Consider the following 3,024-nt stretch of genomic DNA (forward strand, 5'->3'; position numbering starts at 1 on the left):
CATCGTACACGCCGTCGACAACCTCTCCGACCGGTCGTCCGAACGGACGGCCGGCGTTGAACAGCACGACGAAGGCGCGCGCGCCGGCGGCGCCGAGCGACTCGATCGCCGGCAGATTCATTTGGGCAAGCAGGCCGAGAACGGCGCGGACGTCGGGCTGCAGGCGAACGATCTCGCCGTCGTTGCACTGTTCAGGGACGTTTGGCCCCGTCAGCCGGAACCCCAGCAAACCGCGCTGGACCGCCTCGTCGCAGATACCGCGATAGAGCCCGACGCCGCCGGTATAGGGCATCACGCCCTGCGGTTTGCCCAGCACGTTGGCGCCGGTGTACCAGGTGTTGGCCAGCCGGTGCAGCGTCACCTGCGCGCAATCGGCGAGGTGGCGCTCCCAGCCCGCCATCGCAGTTTCGGTCGGCTCGATCGTGGTGAAGCCGGCGGCCCGCATGTCGATCAGTCGGTCGACCACCCAGTCGACGTGCTGCTCAATCGACACCACCATGTTCGACAGCACCGATGGACTGCCCGGCCCGGTAATCATGAAGAAATTGGGGAAGCCTGCGGCCATCAGGCCGAGATAGGTCTTCGGCCCCTCCGCCCAGAGGCCGGCAAGCGTCCGTCCGCCGCGCCCCTCGACCGGATTGAGGGCGAGGACCGCGCCCGTCATTGCGTCGAAGCCGGTCGCGAAGACGATGACGTCGACGTCGAACTTGCGCGTCGCGGTGTGGATGGCGGTCGCGCTGATCGAAGCGATCGGCTCCTTGCGCAGATCGACGAGCGCGACGTTGGGGCGGTTGAAGGTCGCATAGTAGTTGGTGTCGAGGCAGGGGCGCTTGGCGCCGAACGGATGATCGCGGGGGGTCAACGTCTCCGCTGTCTCGGGGTCTCTTACGACACTGCGAATCTTCTCGCGGAAGAGATCGGCGACGATCGCATTGCCGTCGACATCGACGCCCTGGTCGGCCCAGAGCTGGGTCAGCATCCCGACGAGATCGCCTTCGTCCCACATTTTCTCGAAGCGCTCCCGCCGTTCGGCGTCGGTGAACTGCCAACTGACCACGCTCTGCATCGGCAGCGGCACGCCGGTCAGAGACTGCCGCGCCTGCGCGCGATAGGCGGCGGGGTCGCTGCGCACCTGCGCAAGGCGGTCCGGCGACGGCGCGCCGTTCCGGGCCGGCATGGCGAAATTCGGCGTGCGCTGGAACACCACGAGTTCGGCCGCCTGCTCGGCGACGATCGGAATGAGCTGGATCGCCGAAGAGCCGGTGCCGATCACGGCGACGCGCTTGCCGGCGAGATCGACGCCGTCGTGGGGCCAGCGGCCGGTCGTGAGAACGGGGCCGCTGAAGGAGCCGGCGCCGACGCTCTCCGGCGGTTTGGGCGAGGAGAGGCAGCCGGTCGCCATGATGTAGTGGCGGCAGGAAACAGAAGGACCGTCGGACGTCCTAAGCAGCCACCGGCCCGTCCCCTCGTTCCATCGGCCGTTTATCACGTTCGTGCCAAAGCGGATGTCGCGGCGAAGATCGTGGCGATCGGCGACAAAGCCGAGATAGCGAAGGATTTCCGGCTGCGTCGCGTATTTCTCCGACCAGGTCCACGCCTTGTCCAACTCGGGATCGAACGTATAGGCGTAGTCGATGGTCTGAATGTCGCAGCGCGCGCCCGGGTAGCGGTTCCAGTACCAGGTGCCGCCGACGTCGTCGGCCGCTTCCAGCCCGATCGCCGTGAAGCCCGCTTTCCGCAACCGATAGAGAAGATACAATCCGGCGAAGCCAGCGCCGACCACCGCGACGTCGGCATGCTGAACGCCGTTGTTCGGGTTGGCATGACGACTCGCAGTCTGCTCCTGCAGCATGACCGTTCCTCCCGAATTGTTTTTTTTCCTCGAAGATCATGGCCCAGGGACACGGCCTGTCAAGATCAGACGATCCGGCATTCGTTCGAATTGCGTTGAGCGCACGGCGGCGACGGGCCATGCGGCCTCGCTACTCAGGCCGCCCGGGTTCTGCTAGTAAGGGCGGATCAGAGCGCCGCCGCATGGGGCCGGGCGGCGCGGGAAGCGCTCCTCGAGGTCGTCGATGCAGTACGAAAACACGCCCGTTTCCCAGAACATCGAGGATCGGCGCGGCCAGGGCGGCGGCGGCGGCATGATGGGCGGCGGCGGCCTCGGCATCGTCGGAATCATCGCCGTGTTCGCCATCAGCTATTTCACCGGCATCAACCCGGCCGTGCTGATGGGCGGCGCCGAAATGGCCTCGCGCTACATGAACCAGGGCGGCCAGACGCAGCCGGCGAGCACAGGCGCCGCCGTCGATCCCAACGATCCGACCCGGAAATTCCTAGCGCACGTGATGGGGACGACCGAGGCGGTCTGGACGTCGGTGCTGCCTCAGCAGACAGGTCTCGAGTACACGCCAGCGACGCTGGTCATTTATGACGGCGCGACCCGGTCGGGCTGCGGCGGCGCGCAGGCGGCGATGGGTCCCTTCTACTGCCCGATCGACAAGAAGGTCTATCTCGACACCTCATTCTTCCGCGACATGACGACCAAGTACGGCGGCGGCGGCGATTTCGCCTACGCCTATGTGGTGGCGCACGAGATCGGCCACCACGTGCAGGACCTGCTCGGCATTCTCGACAAAGCCGACGCGGCCAAGCAGCGCTCGAGCCAGACCCAGGCCAACGCCATTTCGGTCCGCATCGAACTCCAGGCCGATTGCCTCGCCGGCGTCTGGGCCGCCAACGCCAACCAGAAGTGGCAGATTCTTGAGCAGGGCGACGTGGAGAAGGCGCTCGCCACCGCCCAGGCGATCGGCGACGACCGCCTGCAGACCGCGGCGCGCGGCTACGCCGTGCCGGACAGCTTCACCCACGGCTCGTCGGCGCAGCGCGCGAAGTGGCTGACGACCGGCCTGAAGAGCGGGCAGATTTCTTCGTGCGACACATTTTCGCAATGACGGTGGCTCCCCCGCCGGCCTGACGCCATGAGGAGCGGCCCCCACCGGGCCGCTTCTTTTTTCCCTTGGA

General features: G+C 66.7%; 2 protein-coding genes. One reads left to right on the plus strand and one right to left on the minus strand.

The window, feature by feature from the left end:
- Positions 1-1,852 (minus strand): flavin-containing monooxygenase (locus ACLP25_RS27150; protein ID WP_442472216.1); only part of this gene is annotated, 1,852 nt, incomplete at its 3' end.
- 223 nt (positions 1,853-2,075) lie between these two features.
- Here ACLP25_RS27150 and ypfJ point away from each other — a divergent pair.
- The gene (gene ypfJ / locus ACLP25_RS27155; protein WP_442472217.1) at positions 2,076-2,954 is read left to right on the plus strand and encodes a KPN_02809 family neutral zinc metallopeptidase; all 879 of its coding nucleotides are present in this window, start codon (positions 2,076-2,078) and stop codon (positions 2,952-2,954) included.
- Positions 2,955-3,024 lie beyond the last annotated feature (70 nt).

Origin of the sequence: Roseiarcus sp. (assembly GCF_052145395.1) — a bacterium.
GTDB lineage: Bacteria > Pseudomonadota > Alphaproteobacteria > Rhizobiales > Beijerinckiaceae > Roseiarcus.